Below are 19,649 nucleotides of genomic sequence, written 5' to 3' on the forward strand. Positions count from 1 at the left end.
CGGCCCCACCGATTTTCTACGGATTTTGCCCAGCATCCACATCCCGTTCGGATACATTGTTGCCTATGAGGCCCCTGCCAGCAACGATCCTCCATCTCAGCGCCGCTTGCCTTCTCGCTCTCGCTGTCTCCGCGCCCACCTCAGCCCGTGCCCAGGCAGATGCCTCCACAACCGCAGGTTCTGCACCCGCAGCCAGCGCACCCACCCTCACTGTCGAAGTTATCGGCAAACCCACCCTCTCGCTCACCGCCGCCGACCTCGACGCCATGCCCCGCGCCACCGCATCGCTCAGCTCCGACGGCAACACCACCACCTACCAGGGCGTCCTGCTCTACGACCTGCTCATCAAAGCAGGCTGGCAATTTGGCCGCGGCATGACCGGCAAAGGCATGGCCAGCTACATCCTCATCACCGCCCGCGACGGCTATCAGGTCCTCTTCGCACCTGCCGAAATCGACCCCGCCTTCGCCGGTGAAAAGGTCCTCGTCGCCGACCGGGCTGACAACGCCCCACTCCCCGGCCCGCAACAACCCTTCCGCATCGTCAGCCCTGCCGACAAAATGCACGCCCGCAGCATCTACTCCATCGTCAAAATCGAGCTAGTAAAACTACGACAGTGAAACCAAAGAAAGAGATCGCTGCTTGCGTTTGCCCAGCAGCGCAAGCAGAGGCCGCTCGATCGCGAGATACACTCCGATTCCAACGGCAACACCACAGCCAATCAACACCACCAACCAGACTCCTATAGGAACAGGCAATCTCCCCCAATGCGCATAACAGAAACGTGCTACCACCGAGACAACCATGAAATGCGCCAGATAGATCGAGTAAGAGGCATCGCCTAAAAACGTCAGCCAGCCCGCAACTTTCCATTTCTCATCTCGCTCCAGCACGGCCGCTCCATACAAAATTCCCGTCGCCCCAACACCTGCCACCAGGCGAACCGCCATCCCGCGCGTCCACCAACCATCAAGAGCCATACAAGCAACAAAGACAAGTGATCCTAACCAGAAAAACAGCCGTGGCCGCACATGCCAACCCTGTTCAAGCGCCCATGCCACAGCAATGCCCATTCCAAACAGGAGATGATTCGGAGAAAAGATTGTCGCCCAGTACATCTCCGTTGGATTCAGAAAGAAAAGCGCTCCCAGGAACCAAAGCGATAGCAGAATCGCACCAGCGCGCCTGTGAAAGAGCAGCACAGAAAAGAGCAGATAAAAGAGAATCTCATCGAAGAGCGACCACGAAACCACCATGATCGACTGCCACGAAAACAGATGCACCAGCAGCACGCTCGACGCAATCACCCACGGATCACGCATGTAAGCAAGATCGCCTGTGAATGAAACCGAGTGCTTCCACAGCGTGGGTAGCAGGAAGATCCAATACAGCGGATAAATGCGGCGAAAGCGCTTCCAGTAAAAGGCCGCTCCATTGCGCTGCCGCCTTATATCGTCTCGATGCGCCGTGTACAGCACAATGCCGCTCAGCACAAAGAAAAGCTGAACCCCCAGCGCCGTCCCTCGCAGCCACAGAAAGAGAGAGTATCGGTGCCAGAGAGATGGCTCCTCTCCAACAAAGGCCGCGGCATGGCAGATGACTACGAGAATCGCTGCAATTCCCCGCGCAGCCTGCAGGCTCTTGATGTGACGTGAGGAGGACATCTTGGCTCGGATCGCGAAAGCAATCGCAGGCTCAGGCTACTGCGGAGCGCCAAGCATGTTGTCTCCGGGATGTCATCACATTGTTTTTTGCATTCGCGCGAATGCGCGAACCGGACGGAGCAGGGGCATTCATACCCCTGAATTAGCCATCCACAAAAGCAGGGGCTTTAGCCCCGGATCGCGCTCAACAACGCGGGATACACGCTCCTACCAGGTCAGCGTAACTTTCATAGTCTGCCAACCATCACCTCTGGGGAAATGAAGCTGGAGGAACCACAACTGCAATCGTGGGTCCGAAGCCGATGTATTGCTTGGCAAATCATCGTCGGACCGGAGCAGCTTTGCCGCCTCGCCCCGATTCTCCGGGTCGCCCTTGATCTGTATCCGTCGATACGGCCCGTTCTGTCTCAGATAAAGAATCGCTGAACTGTCGGGCGTGCCGGAGAACTCCAGTGTCAACTCGTTCTCCTCGTAATGCTCCGACAGAACCTTGAGCTGAGCGGTCCGCGAACCAGGAACCGGCAAACTGTGTTCCGGCAAAATCGGTTCAACGGCAGGGGCAGGAAATTGCAGCCGCTCTCCCGTCGCCATCGAGTTCCGATGAGTACCCGCTCCGGCCCCTCGGACACCCGGAATATCGCTGCGCAACTTGATCTTGGCAAGCTCACTGCGACCGCCTTCCGGCGCATACACAGATACGGTCAGCAGAGCGTTCGCGCGATCCTGAGAGTTAGGACGGTCGATGTCGTTCGCCTGATCAAAACTCAAATCAACCACCTTGTTCCCCAAATGCAGATTCGAAACCGCAGCATGCGCCCACCAAGCCGGCAAATGCGGATTCACCGTCACCACATTAGCCGCCGCATCCAGCTCAATCCCAAACAACCCCCGCAGTATCGGCGTAATCACCATCGCGCTAGACCACAACTGATGGCTCGTGCTCCTCCCAAACGGAATGAAGTAATCGCCCGACAGCAGCTCCGTCACCGCGCCCGGATCCTGCGCCCATGTCAAATCCACATTCTGCATCAGCAACTGCTCACCAGCCAGCGGCTGTCCCGCGCGATACTCCGCCAGCGCCGCCCACCCCGTAAACAGCGGCCACACCGATCCCTGGTGATAGCTCATGCCGTCGTAGTAAGGCTCATCGTCAGCCACATCGCGCGTTCCCCAATCCGTGTCGATCGCCGGTGCTGCCCATTCCGATAAACACGCCTCCGGATGCGCCAACGCCGCTCCATCATCCCAATACGCAATCGCCGGATACACCGTCCGCGTATGATCCGCAGGACTATTGGGCTGGCCCGCCGGATTCGTAGCAAACGCATAGCATCCCTTCTGCGCGTCGTAGTATTCCCTCTCAATCGTCTCCGAAATCTGCTTCGCTCTCGCTTGTGCCGCATCCGCCTTCGTCGAATCCCCAAGCGCCGTCTCCATCACCCCAAAAGCCCGGCTGGCCTGCTCATCCAGCAACGCCAGATACACCTCCTGGTGCGGCATCGCGCCGGGCCAGCTCTCGACCCAGCCCGTTCCCTGGCTGTTGTCGTAGATTCCGTCGTGGTCCGTGTCATGCGCCGCATCCGTCTCAAACGCCCACGCCTTCTCAATCGCCTCCCGATGCGCTTTCAGAAAATCCAGATCGCCCGACGCGCGATAGTAATCCCGCACCGTCATCAGAAACAGCGGCGTAGCATCCGCCGCAGCATACATGTACGGAAAAGCCTTCCAGTCCACCGTCGGGTCATTCGCCGTCTGCGAATACTCGTGCATGATCTTGCCATCCGCACGCTGCCGCCGCATCAGAAACTCCAGCTCTGACCGCGTCAGCGCAAAATCCCCAAACCCATTCACCGCATACAGCGTGTACAGCGCATCCCGTCCAAAGAACCACCCAAACCCCGGCCGGGCCGAATCCGCCGACTGGTAATACCCCGCCACCATCGCCATCTCCGGCGACGTTACTCCCTGCGGCGAAGCCGATCCCGGATATTCCAGCGTCCGCAAGTGCTCAATCGAAACCACCGCCCACTGAAATGCCTCATTCAACTTCTTATCCGGCGTGTCAATCTTCGTCGAGCTCGCCAGCACCTCGCGATAGTGCTTCGCCTCCGCCTCATAGTCCGCAGCGAGATTGTCGTTCAGCCGCTTCAGCGCCTCGCCCAATGCTTCTTCGCTTGCCGTCTTCGCCGTTGTCCCCACCGCCATCAGCAGCGGAAAAAATTTATTCCCATCGCGCTTCGGATCGTAGTGCAGACGCAGCTCCAGCGGATGCACCTGCGGCCGCTCCTGGTACGGAGCCATCACTCCCGGCACCGCACCCGGAATCGTCACCGCACCAGCCAGGTCCGGATAATCCATATGCAGCACGTAATACCCCGGCGTCACTGCCGCAGGCTCTTCCGTCGAATTTGTCGGCACAGGCGGTACACTCGCGACCCAGTCCGCTCCCGGAATCCCATCATTCCGCCGCGGCCACATCCATTGCATCTCCGGCGTAAATCGGAAAACAAAATCCGTCGGATGCAGCGCATCGATCTGAAACATCACCACCGGCCCAGTCGACGGCTCATTGCTCCCACCAGCATCCGCCGGCGAAAACATAATCTGCCGCAGCGTAAACCCCGGATGGCTATAAGTGATCGTCGTGTGATCGGGCCGAACCTCGATATTCGCCGCATGATCGTTCACCGGTATCGGCACCGGATACCCCTCGATATTCGCCTCAATCGTGATGTGGCTCAGCAGCTTCACCGGCAGCACCCACGACTCAAACGTCCCCTCTTGCGTGCCAACCACCACTCCACGCGGACCCGCCACAGTAAAGGGTTGCGCCGGCTCAGCAGGCCGTGAAATCACCAGCCCATCCTGCGTCAAAGGAAACGCCGCCACAGGTTCAAACACAGGCCGCGGCATTGGTGCCTGCGCACCAGCAGAGAAAACAGCCACATCAAAAACGGCAACAAATACAAGCAGAGAAGAGAGAAGTCTGAGGAGTCTCATCGGCGGGTAGTTTACGGCATTTGCTCCGGCTGCGTCAGATTCGTTCCCGCATACACGGTCATTTCCTATCGGAAAACCATCACGCCACGCCTGTCTGAGCTATCGATGCATCGTATATTCCGGCGACGCGTCCAGCCTCGGCGCAAACCGCAACACCCTGTCTCCCGCGCCATCAAACACATACTCCTCGCAGAAGCGCGACTCATGCTCGCGGTCAAATACATCCAGATACGTCACCGAACCATACGCCAGCAATGCAAATCGCGGCATCGCTGCCGCATTCTCCACCGGCTCGTATCCCCGTTCCGTCTCTACGCCCCAGTATGTCGAGAGCCGTATCTCGTCCCCCGGCGCCAGCATGCGGTCATGCAGAAACACAGCATCGCCATAAAACGGCCTCTCCGGAATCTCCGCGCCAGCCGTCATCACCTGGCACCGCGCCTGCGTCTCCATCAGCCGCGCCGGAGTCTTCCCCACATTCCGAATCACCCAATGGAACGCCCCCTCGCGCGACCAGTCCTGCTCCCCGCGCGCTGGACCAATCAGCAGCCACGCCCGCTCCGTCGCCGCCAGCGACTCGGCATGCAACTGCGCCGCACTCGCAGCCTCGGCAGCCGCCTCCGTCTGTTTGCTGATCCGCGTCAGCAGCAGCGCACCCACCACCACGACGCCCAGCCCCGCCAGCGCCGCCAGATACTCCGCGACTACCCCCGCCTTATCCCAGGGGTCCTTCTCTTTCTGCGAATACGTAATGAACGTCTGCCCGCTCGTATCCTTCGCCTGATCCGCATTTTGCGACTGATCCTGAGCCTGTTGCTGCTGGCTCGCCGCATCGCTCTTCTTCGCAGCCGGTTTCGCATGCCGCGTCCTGGTCGCAGCGACCGCCATCTCTGGCGCAATCGCAACTCCGGACACCAGAGCCAACAACAAACCCACCACCACTACTCGAACCCAGTCCAATCGCCTCATAAGCCCGCAATCTATCACAGCCAGCCCCTCCGTCCGCCAATGGACACAGCATTCGTCTGTTCGCCGGTTCACGAACCCGCTAACCTGCTAAACATGAAAGAAATCATCGCCGTCCTCTTTGGCCTCGGCCTCGTCGTCAACGGACTCCTCTTCGTCCCGCAGGCCATCGCCCTCTGGCGCAAAAAATCCGCCGAAGGCGTCTCACTTGTCACCTTCGGCGGATTCAACCTGCTCCAACTCGTCGGCATCGTCCACGGCATCTACCAGCAAGACCGCTCCCTCACTCTAGGCATGATCGCTAGCTTCGTCTGCTGCGGCGCCGTCACCTCCCAAGCCATCCTCTACCGCGTTCGCAACTCTGCGAAATAGCTTGCCTTGCACGCATTGCCAATAAAGTTTCTGGAGAGAACATTGTTGTCATCCTGAGCGTAGCGAAGGATCTGTTTTTGTTCCTGCTTCTCTATCTGTCATCCCCGAAGGGGATCTGCTTTTCGCTCGCATCCCCACAACACGGGCACCTATTCATTCCGCGTTTTGGCAAGATGAGTGGCCGTTGCCAAAACCTTCACCGTCACAGTCCAGCCGCTACGCCAACAACCCAGGCCGCTCCTTAGCCACCTTCAAAATCAGCTCCCCAAACAGCGTATTCGCCCACGCAAACCAAGCCCGCGTAAAGTTCTTCGGATCGTTGCACTGAAACGACTCATGCATCAGCCCTGTCCCCGCCGTAGTATCCCGCAGCCATCGCAAACACTGCTTGATCTCCGCATCGTCAAGCGACGTAAGCGCTCGCATCATGATCGACATCGGCCACACAAACCCCAGCCCAATATGCGGACCACCCACTCCCTCTGCGGCCGTTCCCTTAAAGAAGTACGGATTATCTCCGCTCAACACAAACTTCCGCGTCTTCAGATACAGCGGATCGATCGGCGCGCAGCTTCCCAGATACGCCAGGCTCAACAGTCCCGGAGCATTCGCGTCATCCATCTTCAGCACATTGCCGTATCCATCCACTTCATATGCCCAGATCGCGCCCAGCGTGTCATGTAGCGCCAGCCCATGCTGCGCCGTAGCCCGCGCCACCTCCGTCGCGAGCGCATCGCACTCCGCCGCCAGCTTCACATCTCCCAGCGGACCCTTCGCCAACTCCTGCAACTGCCGCAAGCTATGCACTGCAAACAGATTCGCCGGCACAAACAGCGGATAAATGCACGCATCATCCGACGGTCTGAACATCGAATAGATCATCCCCACCGGCTTCGCAGGATTGCCAAATCCACTCAGCGGCACCGTGTCCGTCGGGATCGGGCTCGACCTCTGAAATGAATACGGCCCCGGCCCATGCTTCCGCTGCTGCTCGCGAAACGTCCGCACAATCGTCCACGCCGTATCCTTCCACGCCGCGTCAAACGGCTCCGCCGTTCCCGTCTCCTTCCAGTACCCATGCGCCAGCCGTATTGGATAGCACAGCGAATCAATCTCCCACTTCCGCTCGCCCACTCCCGGCACATGCTTCGTCTTGTCATCCACCGCCCAGCTCAGCGGCTTGTCGCCCGGTTCGCGCAAAAACGCATTCGCATACGGATCGAGCCGTATCATCCGCCCTTGCCTGCGAATCACGCCCTCAACAAGCTCCTTCAGCTTCGCATCACGCTTCAGCAGCGGCAGATACGGCCACACCTGCGCCGACGAATCCCGCAACCACATCGCATCAATGTCGCCCGTCACCACAAACGTGTCCGGCTTGCCCTCAAATGTCCCTGGCGAAACCGTGGTATCCAGCGTATTCGGATAGCAATTCGCAAACAGCACCGCCAGATCCCGATCGGCAATCTTCTTCTGCGTCGCGGCGATAGTCTCTTCCACCGCCGGACTCACAAACTTCCGCTCCGCCGCCTTGGGCCGCGCCTCCGGCAGTTGTAGCGCCGCTCCATACTCTGCCTGCGGCATTCCAAAGCTCGTTGCACTATACGCGGAAACGGCCAGCGCAGCCGCTCCCTTCATCCATTCGCGGCGCGTCACATCGTAAATCGGCATGTATCTTCCCAGCTTGAGATAGCAATTCTGCTGCAAGCCCATTCTAAAGAACCCAGCCTCCCGCCGGCTGCCTCGTCCTCCGTTTGCCAATAACACAAAATTCTCTCGTCTCTGATATCGTCTTGTGACGCCGCTTTTCAAGCCAGACTGACCAAATCGGAGCGACCCAGCATGCCCTGCGATCCCGAAGAACTCAAGCACGTTCCCCTCTTTCAACTCCTTGACGACGAAGAGTTAGCCGTCCTCGCCTCTCAGGTCGAGCCCAGAAAGTTTGCCGCGCGTCAGCGCATCTTCAAGATCGGCGAGCAATCCCTGCGAGCCTACGTGCTCCTCTCCGGTACAGTGCACGTGACCACCGTCGATGAGGATCAGCAGGAGGTACTCATCGACGCCCCTGCGCATGGAGGCGTCTTCGGATTTGCCTCCATGATGGACCAGACGGAGCACCAGTCGAATGCCATGGCGATGGAAGAATCCACCTGCATCGAGATCGACCGCCACGACATCTCGGTCCTGCTCGAAAAGAAACCCATGGCAGGCCTCGACATGCTCACCATGATGGGCCGCCAATTCCACGCCACACAGCGCCTCATCAAGATGCGTGCCGCGCGTAATCCCAACACGTTGATAGAGGAGGACGCGACCTTCGGCGAACGGATCGCCGACCATGTAGCAGGTTTCGGCGGATCATGGACCTTCATCATCTCCTTTTGCGTCGCACTCGTTGTCTACTCCACCACAAGCATTCTGCTCAGAAACAAATCCTGGGACCCCTATCCCTTCATTCTTCTCAATCTCTTCCTCTCCATGCTCGCCGCCATCCAGGCCCCGGTCATCATGATGAGCCAGAACCGCCAGGACTCAAAAGACCGCCTGCGCAGCGAGCTGGACTTCGACGTGAACCGCCGCGCAGAAGCCGAAATCCAGGCCCTCAGCAACAAACTCAACCTCGTCACTGAGAAGCTATGCGACATCGAAGAAACCATGCGCGAACGCGCCGCCTCACCGGATCAGGGTATTACGGGCAAAAAGTAAGGCGCAGTTCCGGCTATACTGTGGCTCACCTTTGACCGGGAGTGATTTCCATGCCTGTAGCCAAGACATTTGATCCACGCGCCTTCGACCCGCGTGTCGACATGTACATCACAAAGTGCAAGCCTTTCGCGCAGCCCATCCTGGAGCACTTACGCGAGTTGGTGCACAAAGCCGTCCCCGACGTAACCGAGACCATCAAGTGGAGCCATGCCTTCTTCGAGTACAAAGGCGTCATCCTCGCCAACATGGCCGGCTTCAACGAGCACTGTAGCTTCGGCCTCTGGGGCAAGGACATGGCCCAGGTCCTCAACGACGCTGGCCTGCTCTCCGGTGAAGGCATGGGCTCGCTGGGCAAGCTCACCAGCGTCAAAGATCTTCCTGCAAACAAGCAGATGATCGCCATCCTCAAGCTCGCGGCAAAACAAATCGACGAAGGCAAATACGTTAGCTCCATGGCGCGCCCGCGCGTAGCCAAGGAACCAAAAACCGAAGTCGAGATGCATCCCGCATTTGCAAAGGCTCTAAAGGCAAACAAAGCCGCAACCGCGGTCTTTGCAAAGTTCAGCCCCAGCTGTAAGCGCGAATACCTCGAATGGATCGCCGACGCCAAGCGCGACGAAACACGCGAAAAGCGCATCACCCAGGCCGTCGAGTGGATCGCCGAAGGCAAGCAGCGAAACTGGAAATACCAGAACTGCTAAAAAATAGCGAAGGTTGCTGACAAACCTATCAAAAAGATAGGCCAGAGTAAAAAATAGACCGCGTCAAAAAAGATAGACCGGGAAGGTAGGCAGGGGATTTATCCCCGGCACAAAGCAAACGCGATCACCGGGGCTTCAGCCCCTGAGGCGAGTTTTGATCCTTGCTGGGCAGCCTGACCTGCTGAAAGCAGCAGTATCTCTGCCTCCAACAAAATCGCTTGCAATCAGACTCGCAAATCAACCCCTCAGCCAGCAAAAGCAGGCATCGGCTCATCCGTCATAATCGATTCACACGCAATCGAGAGACAGCAGCCGAGCTCGCGAAAATCGCGGTCCCAGCGCGGTCGCTCGCCAGGGTCGTGCGCCGTCAGCGAGTGCGGCGAGCCGCGCATGATCTCGTACCAGATGTTCTGCGCCTGCCACAGATTCAGATCGAAGGGCAATTCGCAAAGCGTGCGCGCCAGTGACAGCGCGCGATCCAGAATATCGAGATTGCCGCTCGACATCGTCAGCTCTATCATCGCGCGCTTCATGCGCAGGTCCGCAATATAGCTCAGAGTGGGTTTATCAAGTTCGATATCGTCCGCCTTCGCCATGTTCAGCAGCGACTGCACCAGCGCAAGATTGATCGGCTCTGTCTCCAGCGCGCGGCGCAAGCCTGCATTGATCGCAAAGCTCGCCGCCATCGCCAGCGCCGGAGGCTTCGGCAGTCCCGCTCGCGAAAGAAAATGCAGCAGACTCGCGTGATCGTCGTAAATGGTCTTGAGCGAGCCCTCAATGTCCGCCAGCGTCGAATCCAGAATGATGCGCAGAATGCGCCGCTGCTCATCTCTAAAGAGCGACGTCAGCGAATAGTCGAGGTGATAGCTGCGGTCCAGCAGTCGAATCACTTCCGGGAAATTGCCATCGCGCACTTTGTCGCGAGCCTCATCCGTAACGCGTTCAAACTCTTCCACGCATTCCTTATCGTTGGGATTGTACTGTTTCACCGCGCACGTAATGTTCTGGTCTCCAAAGTGGAGAACGGCAAAGGAGAAATCCTGCCGCAGCCCAGTGATAGCCGACTGAATCGAAGCCCGCCCCAGCGCCAGCTTCCCGCGCCCCGAAGTGAAGGCTTCATACGAGTCGCGACGCACCACATAGCTGAAGATCTCCGTCTCGTCCGCAAACGACGAAAAAACCGAACTGATCGCATAGTGAGCCGCAACCTGCTCCAGTCCAAGCTCCATGCGCAGGCACTGCTCCTTGTAAATCTTCGCGCCATCACCCGCTGACGCAACATTCGATTTCGCAAGCGCAAGCTTATCCAGAAAAGTCTGTTCTATGCCGGCAGCCGCATCGCCGAACAGCTCCTGAGCAAGCTGAATCACCCGCGCCGCATACGCAATGATCTGCACCGTCTCAATGCCCGAGATATCGTCAAAGAACCACCCACAGCTCGTGTACATCAGCTGCGCATGACGCTGCATCTCCATCAGCTCAAGCGCGCGCACACGCTCCCTCTCCTGCAATACGTGCCGCTGATGCTGCGCAAAGAATCGGTCCGTGTTTTCCGGATGACGATCCAGAATCACCTCAATATACGCATCGCGCGCCGCCCATACATCCTTGAAAAGCTCATTACCTGTAATCTCTGTAAGCTGGATCAGCGTATCGCGAAGCTGATCCAGCCCCTCGCGCAGCGGCGTGCGCCACAGTTGATTCCATCCTGCCTTCCCGCCATTGCATCCGCAGTTTGAGCGCCAGCGCTCCACGCCATGATCGCAGCTCCACGATGAGTTATCGTGAATCTCCGCCTCCCACTGCGGCGGAAACTGCGCCAGAAAACTACCGTAATTCGCGAGCTGAACATCCTTATTCTGCTCGATCAGTCGCAGTGCGAAAGCCAGCGCCATCTCGCCATACCGGTGATGATGTCCATAGCTTTCCCCATCCGTAGCTATGTGTACAAGCTGCGCCTGTGTGCTCTCATGAAAGCCTTGCTTCAGGCGCGAAAAAAAAGTCTCGCCAGAGTTCAGCAGCCCTTCGAACGCAACCGCACGCGAGATAGGTCCATCGTAAAAAAACACCGCCAGCGATTTGCCAGAAGCAAACCGCACCAGATACGGATGCGTCGGATCCACCGTCGCATTCGGCGTATCAATCCATTCCTCCGGCGGCGCAGCGTCGTTTGATTCACGCTCAGCAATAGCGCGCACCCGCTTGCACTGCCGTGGAGCCAGCACCGTGAACTTGATCCCCTCCTGCGCCAGCAGCTCCAGCGTATCCGTGTCCGCAGCCGTCTCGGCCAGCCACATGCCTTCCGGAGCAAAACCAAACCGGTGCTTGTAATCTGCAATGCCCCATCGAATCTGCGTCAGCTTATCGCGCCGGTTGGCCAGCGGCATAATCAGGTGGTTGTACACCTGCGCCATCGCCGACGAATGGCCCTTAAACGTCGCCCGGCTGCGTGCTTCCCCATCCAGCAACATGCGATAGCTCCGCGGCGCATTCTCAGCCAGCCAGCTCAACAGCGTCGGCCCGAAGTTGAAGCTGATGCGGGCATAGTTGTTCACAATCCGAACGATCTTATTCTTCGCGTTCACCACCCGCGCCGAACCATTCGTCGCATAGCACTCCGCGCATATCCGCTCATTCCAATCGTGATACGGAGTGGCTGAGTCTTGCATTTCAATAGTCTCAAGCCACGGATTCTCACGCGGCGGCTGGTAAAAATGTCCATGGATACAGATGAATCGTTTATCCGAAGCAGAAGGCACAGGGGAGTCCTTGAATAATGGCGTTACCGCAAGGGCCATTCTAGTCGACCCAGAAGTCCCGGAGTAGACCACAACGAACACTCACCCAGGCATAGGTCCCAATCGCCAGTGCTCGTTCGTCGCTTTTCTTACTCATCTCCATCCGGCAGCACCATCTTGCGGTCGGCGGTATCCAGATCACACGCCCGCCACATATACCAAGCAGCCACTGACCGGTACGGCGACCACTTCTTCGCGCGCCGCAGCATCACCTCCGGCTTCGGCAGGTCGGCCGCGGTCAGCGCCCGCGATTTCGGCACGCGCATAAACGTAAGCGCAAAGCCCTTGCGCACCCCATAATCCGTCACCGGAAAAACATCCGGCCGCCCCAGCGTAAAGATCAGCATCATCTCTACAGTCCACGAGCCAATGCCGCGCACCTGCGAAAGCCGCTCGATGATATCCATATCCGTCAACTTGCGAATCGCCTTCGGATCGGGCACAGTCCCATCGAGCGTCCGGGCCGCCAGATCGCGCATTGCCTTGATCTTGTTAAATGAAACACCGGCTCCGCGCAGCAACTCGTCCGGCGTATCCAGAATCTGTTGCGGATGCGGATCATCCAGCAGATGCGCAAATTGCGTATGGTCGGCCCCACCCTCAATCGCCGCTCGAATCTCCGCCGAAGAATAGATCAGCCGCACCCGTCGGTGAATCGTAGCCGCCGCCTTGCCATGCAGCTGCTGATAAAGAATCGCCTGAAATAGCGAATGGAACGGCGAACGTGTGTGGCGCGGCTTCAGCGTAAACCCGCCAATGCTCTCCGTCCGGTCAATCAGTTTAGCGAGCTTGGCATCGGCAGCCCGAAGATGAGCGATCGCTTCAACGGGGTCATAAAGCAATACAGATTTGGCAATACCAGACTTGGCAACACGCGACATGGATGCAAGTGTAAGACAACAGGCGAATGACAAATGTCAGTAGTCTTCAACGAGCTGTGAGCCTCGTGCCCAGATCGACCTCGTGCTCGGATCGAATAGACAGCCTGTTGAAACTTCACATATCTTTCCTACGCATTACCCCATCCAGCGAATACCGGTCATACCCCGCAAACGCCGGCAGCACCGCATACACGAGTCCATACATGATCTGTGTCACCGCAGTCGCCCAATCCTGCCGCAGCGTCGTCCCAAACGTCAGCGCCACCATCACCAGCAGCCCACCCACAAGTGCCGCGCGGGTCTTGAACCCCGCCAGCAACAGCAGACCCAGCGCCGCCTCCACGCACGGCAGCGTTAGTCCAAACCCATAAACAAAACTCTGCGGAAGAGGCGTCTTCTGAAACTCCGGCAGCAAAGAACCCGCAAAATGTCCAGTCCCCGCCAGAATCCTCGCAATGCCATGCATCGCAATGTTCAGGCCCACCAGAACCCGTAAAAACAAATAGGCCATCTCGCCATCTCGCGTCAGGAATTCGCTTCTCACCCGCATCGCTCCTGCATTCAAAGACGGCAGCCATGGCCTGTTCGCCTCAGTCCACACCTTCCACCTACTGCGGAGTCGGCTTCGGCTCCGTCTTATCCTCTACCTTGTCCGCGGCCTTCTCCGTTCCCTTCGCCGTCCCGTGGACTACCTTCTTCGTCCCTTCCTTCGTCTTGTCGTATGCCTTTACAGTGCCTTTCTTCGTGTCGTGAGCCGCTGTCTTGGTCCCTTCCTTGGTCTTATCCGCAGCCTTTTCGGTGCCCTCTTTGCTCTTGTCATAGGCTTTCACCGTGCCCTTCTTCGTGTCGTGAGCTGCCGTCTTGGTGCCTTTCTCTACAGCGTGCCCCGTCTTCTTAGCGGCATCCTTCGTATCCTGCCCAGCCTGTTTAATGTCTTGTCCCGCAGTCGACTGCAGAGCATACGCAGGCTGCCACACCGCAAACGTCATTACCGCTGCAAATGCAGCCAGCACAGGTATCGAGCTCAAACGAATCGTACGCATTCTCTATCTTTCCTCCCGAAAAGCTCTTTCTTTCATGGATTCCCGAACAACCCATTAGGTTGTAACAGATTAGCGCCTTAACCATCTCGAACGCGCGGTTTTAGCTGTCAGACCCCTGCCACGCAAGCGCTTACAACCGCGTGCAGACCATTCTTATCCGCCTGCATAAAACCGCTCACTCCCCGCGCGGCAAAATAGCCACTTAGCCATGATTCACACGCGATTAACCCAGCATTCACATTTGCAGGCGTCTCAATCACGGTGCACGCGAGACCGCACACCTCATCTCCGGAGGTCCCGATGCCCGCAGAAATTACCCCCTTCCCCGGCAACGATTTTTCCGAGCTCGACAACGCTAAAGTCTCCGCCACCCACTGGAAGATCATGTTCATCTCCGGCATGGGCTTCTTCACTGACGCCTACGACCTCTTCATCATCGGCGTCGTCATGGCCCTCCTGCGCGATCTCTGGAAAGTCGGCAAGCTCGAGGAAGGCCTCGTCGAATCTACCGCGCTTCTCGCCTCGGCCTTTGGTGCGCTCCTCTTCGGCCGCATCGCCGATATGCTCGGCCGCAAGCGCATCTACGGCGTCGAGGTCCTCGTGCTCGCCCTTGGAGCCATCGCCTGCGCCTTCTCACCCGGCATCTGGTGGCTCATCGGCTTCCGCTTCATCCTCGGCGTCGGCATCGGCGGCGACTACCCCGTCAGCGCCACCATCATGGCCGAATACGCCGGCAAAGCCTCGCGCGGCATGCTCGTCACCCTCGTCTTCGCCATGCAGGCCGCCGGACTCATCCTCGGCCCACTCTTCGCCTCGGCTCTGCTTTCAACATCGCTCTCCCATGACATCATCTGGCGCGTCCTCGTCGGCTTCGGAGCCGTTCCCGCCCTCGCCGTCTACTGGGCCCGCCGCCACCTCAAGGAAACTCCGCGCTACCTCGCCGCCGCCGGCATGGAAGAGGATGGCTCCGGCAACCTCACCAATGCCGCTCACTGGGACAAGGACAAACACTCCGTTTCCTTCTGGGACGGATTCCATCGCCTCGTCAACAACAATCGCCTCCTCAGCCTGCTCATCGGCACCAGCGCAGCCTGGTTCCTCATGGATGCGGCCTACTACGGCAACACCGTATCCAGCCCGCTCGTCCTCAGCGCCCTCGGCGGCACGCACACGCTCCTGCAGAAAACCCTCACCCAGCTCGGCGTCTTCGTCATCTTCGCTGCGCCCGGCTACGCGCTCTCCGCTTTCCTGATGGATCGCCTCGGCCGCAAGGCCATCCAGGTCCTCGGTTTCGGCATGATGACCGTCACCTTCTCCCTCCTGGCCTTCATCCCCAATCTCCAGCAGTCCGTCACCCCCTTCCTGCTCATCTACGGCCTCAGCTTTTTCTTCACCGAGTTCGGCCCCAACTCCACCACCTTCGTCTACCCCTCTGAAATCTTCCCTGTCCGCGTCCGCACCACCGGACACGGTATCGCCGCCGCCATGGGCAAGCTCGGAGGCTTCCTCGGTGTCTTCCTCTTCCCTCCCCTCATGCACTGGAAAGGCCTCTTCGCAGCCGAATCCGCAGCCGCTGTTGCCAGCCTCCTCGGCATGTTCGTCACCATCGCCCTACTGCCAGAAACCAAAGGCCGAAGCCTCGAAGAAATCGAAGCCGCAGCCGCCCAGTTCCACCGTCACCTGGCCGCATAACAGCTATGTAGATGTCGTCATCCTGAGCGCAGCGAAGGATCTGCTTTTCGTCGGCATCACCACAACCGCTGGAACTCATTCGTTGTTCCTTAGTCCCTAATCCCTGATTAGGCGGGAACGGGCTCCTCCTGCGCGGAAGAGCCCGTCGTTGAGGTGGGATGGTATGGCAGGGTTGTGTTGCGGAACAGGTCAAAAAGCGGTTTGATTAGAAACCACGCACTGCTGCATCGGCCTCATCGGCTAGTTGGTTGAGAACCCTGAAGAAGGATTGGGGCTGGCCCCCGAACAGGTTCATGTCAGTCAGCGCCTTCGCCGCAGCACGAGCGCCAAAGAATCGATCCGTAATGGGCCGAATAACCGCGCACTTCGGCAGCTTCTTGCTGATGAAGTCCGCAGGCACCGGGAAAATGAGGTTCGGCTGAAACAACGGGCCTTTCTTCGTAAAATCCGGAAAAGTCAGCCCATTGTCGGTCACCGGTGACGTAGATCCGGAAAAGCTGAAGGCTCCGCCATTGCCCGGCTGTACCGAGTTTCCGGCAAAGTCCACCCACTCCAGAAAGTGCGCAACCTCGTCGCCGCCAATGCCCAGCACAATCGTCAACACCTCCGGGTGTCTCACCTTCTGCGCCAGCGACGCATACAGGCTCGTGCCACCCTGCTCGATCGTGCCAAAGTGAAAGGCCGCCGTATTCGCAATCGCCTGAATATGATTCGGCCCTTCAAAGTCTGCGTCCGTCGCCGGAATCGCCGGACGATTCGTAATCGTGATCGCCTGCGGAGACGTCGCCCCAAAATCAGGACTGGTCGTGCTGCGATAACGGATATACCAGCTCGTATCCACATTCAGATGCAACAGGTTCGTCAGCCTTCCGATGTTCTTCGAACCCATCGCCGTGCTGCCCTGCAAATTACGGAACGCATCCAGATCCACCGGCGGTGTACCCTTGGATTCGAGATACGCATTCAAAAAGCTCGCGTGGCTGGCCTCATCCAGCGTGTTGCTCGAGATGTATTGCAGTCCGTCCCCATCCAGGAACTCGAAGGCCTGCTGATATGTGTTGTTCGAAGTGTTATCCACGCCACCCAGTTCGGCGTACTGATCCCACAAGTCGGTTTCGATAATTTCAGCCGCGGCCAGGAATCGCAGAATCGCAATATCGCCCCGATCCAGTTCTCCCCGATCGTTATGATCGTCGCGATCAGCCAGTGCAGAGTTGGAGTGTGCCAGCATTCCAGCAGCAGCAATACTGCCAGCAATAAGCCCGCCTTTCAAAAGCGAGCGGCGGTTGACGGAGCCCTTTGCGGTCGTAGGGGAAATCTCCGCTGATTCTTCCATGAAGGTTCTCCTTTCGAAGCCGTCCGTTGAACGGACCTGCCCCGAAGAAAACCATAGATTCTACATAGAGCCCCTGTTGTCACTGCCTCGTAAGACCTTTGTCCGTTTTTTGAGACGAACAAATGACATTTGCCACCGTTGACGAAGATGATCGCCTGGCGTCGCATGCAAAACAGATCATCACCGTCACCCCTTCGGTCCCGCCACATTGCCTCGCAACCGCCGCGTCTGCTCCCGCGACTCCGCAATTGCCTCTCCCAGAAACTCGTGAACCAGCCTCAACTCTTCCACCGAATATCGCTCGCTCAACGCGCGCATTCTTTTCCCCAGAGGACCCAGCAGCTCATCCATCCGCGCTCCAAATCTTTCAATGTTGGTTGCCTCCACAAGCACCACGCGCCCATCCTCCATGCTGCGCACGCGCTTGGCATATCCAAGCTTCTCCAAACGGTTGATCACACTCGTGATCGCGCCCGTCGTCAGCCCCGCAAACTCAGCCAGCTTCCCCGCCGTCACCGGACCCACTTCGCAGAGCATCCCCATGCACTTGTGATCGGTGATGTGCAATCCGAGCCGGTCCGCTACTGCCTGATGCAGCATCAGCCCCGCCGTACTCGAGTCCCGAAAGCTCCGTTCCAACGCATCCAGCATCTCGGTCCGATTGCTTTTCTTCTCGGTTTTGCCTTTTTCCTTTTTCTTCTTACTCATTAAGATATTCTCTCAAATATTTTCCGGAACCACTGGAACCGATCTGACCCACTCCACGTTATCTTAATTATTAAAATAATTTTCCTTAAGGAGCCAATCATGCCAACTACCGCTACACAAATCATCGACTCAGCCACCGACCAGGCCGTCCGCGACACCATGCAGCACCTGTGCGAAGCCTGGGAAGCCGGCGACGGCAAAGCTTACGCTGCTTTATTCTCCGAAGACGCTCAGTACGTAACCGCCCCCGGCCAGCGCCTCCATGGCCGGGAAGCCATCGCCACCTCGCATCAACAGATCTTCGACACCATCTTCAAAAACTCAAAGCTGGGCCGAAACTACCCCGTCGCGTTCCACGCCATCGCTCCCGGCGTCGTTCTCCTTGAAGCCGCCGGAGCGGTCCTCTTCCCGGGCGAGCGCGAGTCCGACATCCCGCCCAACGGCCTCATGACCATGGTCCTCGCCCATCGCGATGACGCTTGGAAGATCGTCTCCTTTCAAAACACACCCACAGGCCCATCCCGCAAAGCCCGCTTCATCTGGAGATACTTCCGCTCTCGCATGCGCCTGTATTCCACCCCCAACAGCCCTACTCGTTCCGCAGCTTAGATCCACCGGTCCTTGCCAAGCGGCTCTTGAACCAAACTTGCTTCGAAGCTCATCTAACGAACATGAGCGATAGCCCGCGCAACGGTTTCCCAATCTCAGTTCTTGACCTCGTCACCCTCCGCAGCGGCGACCCCGCCGACACCGCCGTCGCCCAGGCCGTCGCACGCACCGTCGATCTCGCCCAGCACACCGAGCAGTGGGGATACCGCCGGATCTGGTTCGCCGAGCACCACTCCATCCCTGGCATCGCCTCCGCCGCCACCTCCATCCTCATCGGACACATCGCCAACGCCACCCGCACTATCCGCGTCGGCTCCGGCGGCATCATGCTCCCCAACCACGCTCCGCTCGTAATCGCCGAACAATTCGGCACCCTCGCGTCGCTCTATCCCAATCGCATCGACCTCGGTCTCGGCCGCGCCCCCGGCGGCGACTGGGCTACTATGCGTGCCCTCCGTCGTGAACTGAAGCAGGACGGCGATGACTTCCCCGCACTCCTCGCCGAGCTGCAAGGCTTTCTCGGGCCCGTGCGTCCCGGTCAGGCCGTCCGCGCCATTCCTGGTCAGAACACGCGTGTCCCCATCTACATCCTCGGCTCCAGCCTCTACGGAGCTCAGCTCGCCGCACGCCTCGGGCTGCCCTTCGCCTTTGCCGCACACTTCGCACCGCAGGCGCTCTACGAAGCAGCGCGCATCTACCGCACCACTTTCAAACCCGGCCTCCTTGCCCAGCCGTATCTGATGATCGCCGCACCCATCATCGCTGCCGATACTGATGCCAGCGCCAATTATCTCGCCACTACTCCGATGCAACGCTTCCTCCGCCTCATCCGCAACCAGCCTGTCGAGGTCGTCGCTCCCATTGAATCCATGGACCACCCCGCCCCCGGCTATGAGCCCTGGAGTCCGCTCGAACGCGAAGCCGTGCACGCCCGCTTAGGCGCAGCCATCGTAGGTTCCGACGCAACCGTGCAGGCAGGCCTGGATAAGCTGATCTCCGAGACCGGCGCCGATGAAATCATCGCCGTAACCGACCTCTGGGAGCACTCCGACCGCCTCGACAGCTACCAGCGTGTCGCTGCAATCGCTCAGGCAATTCAACCCGTCACCGTCTAGTCTTCGCTATGGCTGTGGCGAATGCGGTTGTCGGGAAGAAGTGTGCCCTTAGTCCCGT

Annotated in this window: 17 protein-coding genes; 7 read left to right on the top strand and 10 right to left on the bottom strand. The window is 58.5% G+C overall.

Annotated features, from left to right (window positions below; all coding sequences use genetic code 11):
* Positions 1-65 precede the first annotated feature (65 nt).
* Positions 66-620: a molybdopterin-binding protein gene (locus OHL22_RS10535; protein WP_263336634.1), complete on the top strand. Its 555-nt coding sequence runs from the start codon at positions 66-68 to the stop codon at positions 618-620.
* Here the strand turns inward: OHL22_RS10535 and OHL22_RS10540 are convergent.
* From OHL22_RS10540 to OHL22_RS10550, 3 genes are all read right to left on the bottom strand, one after another.
* Positions 609-1,664 carry an acyltransferase family protein gene (locus OHL22_RS10540; protein ID WP_263336636.1) on the bottom strand — a complete coding sequence of 352 codons (1,056 nt, stop codon included), beginning with the start codon at positions 1,662-1,664 and terminating at the stop codon, positions 609-611. The two genes, OHL22_RS10535 and OHL22_RS10540, sit on opposite strands and share 12 nt — an antisense overlap.
* Positions 1,665-1,871: 207 nt before the next feature.
* Positions 1,872-4,664 carry an amylo-alpha-1,6-glucosidase gene (locus tag OHL22_RS10545; protein WP_263336638.1) on the bottom strand — a complete coding sequence of 931 codons (2,793 nt, stop codon included), beginning with the start codon at positions 4,662-4,664 and terminating at the stop codon, positions 1,872-1,874.
* 99 nt (positions 4,665-4,763) lie between these two features.
* Complete coding sequence (locus OHL22_RS10550; RefSeq protein WP_263336640.1) at positions 4,764-5,624, bottom strand: hypothetical protein; 861 nt, start codon at positions 5,622-5,624, stop codon at positions 4,764-4,766.
* Between the two features lie 102 nt (positions 5,625-5,726).
* Here OHL22_RS10550 and OHL22_RS10555 point away from each other — a divergent pair, with 102 nt between their 5' ends.
* Positions 5,727-6,002, top strand: coding sequence for a PQ-loop domain-containing transporter (locus tag OHL22_RS10555; protein ID WP_263336643.1), 276 nt, complete (start codon positions 5,727-5,729; stop codon positions 6,000-6,002).
* 216 nt (positions 6,003-6,218) lie between these two features.
* Here OHL22_RS10555 and OHL22_RS10560 read toward each other — a convergent pair whose 3' ends face one another.
* Positions 6,219-7,673 carry a glycoside hydrolase family 125 protein gene (locus OHL22_RS10560; protein ID WP_263336646.1) on the bottom strand — a complete coding sequence of 485 codons (1,455 nt, stop codon included), beginning with the start codon at positions 7,671-7,673 and terminating at the stop codon, positions 6,219-6,221.
* A 171-nt stretch (positions 7,674-7,844) separates the two neighbouring features.
* On the opposite strand from OHL22_RS10560, the gene OHL22_RS10565 reads away from it, so the two are divergent.
* Complete coding sequence (locus OHL22_RS10565; protein ID WP_263336649.1) at positions 7,845-8,708, top strand: DUF1003 domain-containing protein; 864 nt, start codon at positions 7,845-7,847, stop codon at positions 8,706-8,708.
* A gap of 50 nt (positions 8,709-8,758) precedes the next feature.
* The gene (locus tag OHL22_RS10570) at positions 8,759-9,409 is read left to right on the top strand and encodes a YdeI/OmpD-associated family protein (RefSeq protein ID WP_263336652.1); all 651 of its coding nucleotides are present in this window, start codon (positions 8,759-8,761) and stop codon (positions 9,407-9,409) included.
* Between the two features lie 245 nt (positions 9,410-9,654).
* Here the strand turns inward: OHL22_RS10570 and OHL22_RS10575 are convergent, their stop codons facing one another.
* The 4 genes from OHL22_RS10575 to OHL22_RS10590 form a co-directional block, all read right to left on the bottom strand.
* Positions 9,655-12,078, bottom strand: a complete 2,424-nt coding sequence (locus OHL22_RS10575; RefSeq protein WP_263336654.1) for a DUF3536 domain-containing protein — start codon at positions 12,076-12,078, stop codon at positions 9,655-9,657.
* A 218-nt stretch (positions 12,079-12,296) separates the two neighbouring features.
* Complete coding sequence (locus OHL22_RS10580) at positions 12,297-13,088, bottom strand: DNA-3-methyladenine glycosylase family protein (RefSeq protein ID WP_263336657.1); 792 nt, start codon at positions 13,086-13,088, stop codon at positions 12,297-12,299.
* Between the two features lie 115 nt (positions 13,089-13,203).
* Positions 13,204-13,632 (bottom strand): DoxX family protein, encoded by a 429-nt coding sequence (locus OHL22_RS10585; protein ID WP_263336658.1) that lies wholly within the window; start codon positions 13,630-13,632, stop codon positions 13,204-13,206.
* Between the two features lie 64 nt (positions 13,633-13,696).
* Entirely contained in the window at positions 13,697-14,131 is a 435-nt protein-coding gene (locus tag OHL22_RS10590; protein WP_263336661.1) for a hypothetical protein, read from the bottom strand.
* A gap of 300 nt (positions 14,132-14,431) precedes the next feature.
* Between OHL22_RS10590 and OHL22_RS10595 the strand changes: the two genes are divergently transcribed.
* Complete coding sequence (locus OHL22_RS10595) at positions 14,432-15,823, top strand: MFS transporter (protein WP_263336663.1); 1,392 nt, start codon at positions 14,432-14,434, stop codon at positions 15,821-15,823.
* Between the two features lie 205 nt (positions 15,824-16,028).
* On the opposite strand, the gene OHL22_RS10600 is transcribed toward OHL22_RS10595, so the two are convergent.
* Entirely contained in the window at positions 16,029-17,159 is a 1,131-nt protein-coding gene (locus tag OHL22_RS10600; protein WP_263336666.1) for a ferritin-like domain-containing protein, read from the bottom strand.
* 186 nt (positions 17,160-17,345) lie between these two features.
* A complete protein-coding gene (locus tag OHL22_RS10605) occupies positions 17,346-17,867 on the bottom strand; it encodes a MarR family winged helix-turn-helix transcriptional regulator (RefSeq protein WP_263336668.1) in 522 nt (173 codons plus the stop codon).
* A gap of 99 nt (positions 17,868-17,966) precedes the next feature.
* Between OHL22_RS10605 and OHL22_RS10610 the strand changes: the two genes are divergently transcribed.
* Together OHL22_RS10610 and OHL22_RS10615 are read left to right on the top strand one after the other, a co-directional pair.
* A complete protein-coding gene (locus OHL22_RS10610; RefSeq protein ID WP_263336670.1) occupies positions 17,967-18,476 on the top strand; it encodes an SgcJ/EcaC family oxidoreductase in 510 nt (169 codons plus the stop codon).
* A 62-nt stretch (positions 18,477-18,538) separates the two neighbouring features.
* Positions 18,539-19,591: an LLM class flavin-dependent oxidoreductase gene (locus tag OHL22_RS10615; protein WP_263336672.1), complete on the top strand. Its 1,053-nt coding sequence runs from the start codon at positions 18,539-18,541 to the stop codon at positions 19,589-19,591.
* Positions 19,592-19,649: the final 58 nt, after the last annotated feature.

The sequence above is a fragment of the Acidicapsa dinghuensis genome, from assembly GCF_025685685.1.
Classification (GTDB): domain Bacteria; phylum Acidobacteriota; class Terriglobia; order Terriglobales; family Acidobacteriaceae; genus Acidicapsa; species Acidicapsa dinghuensis.